Genomic DNA, 350 nt, shown 5'->3' on the forward strand with positions numbered 1-350 from the left:
CGGATCCTGGCCGAGGGGCGTGCGGCCATCCAGCGCGTCTACGCCATGCGCAAGCGCGCCGTGGGCCTGCTCGGCAATGTCCAGGGCGAGAAGCGCCCGATCCCCTTCGTCGAGGACACCGCGGTGCCCCCGGAGCACCTGGCCGACTATATCGCCGAGTTCCGTGCCCTGCTCGACGCCCACGACCTGGCCTACGGCATGTTCGGCCACGTCGACGCCGGGGTGCTGCACGTACGCCCGGCCATCGACATGAAGGACCCGGCCCAGGAGGCGCTGATCCGCGAGCTCTCCGACGCGGTCGCCGCGCTGACCCGACGCTACGGTGGCCTGCTGTGGGGCGAGCACGGCAA

General features: G+C 71.7%; 1 protein-coding gene. It reads left to right on the forward strand.

Features of this window, described 5'->3' with window-relative positions; genetic code table 11:
• The coding region (locus LU493_RS19845; RefSeq protein ID WP_275289515.1) for an FAD-linked oxidase C-terminal domain-containing protein at window positions 1-350 on the forward strand (350 nt) is incomplete at both ends.

This window comes from Halomonas elongata (assembly GCF_029081005.1).
Classification (GTDB): Bacteria; Pseudomonadota; Gammaproteobacteria; order Pseudomonadales; family Halomonadaceae; genus Halomonas; species Halomonas elongata_B.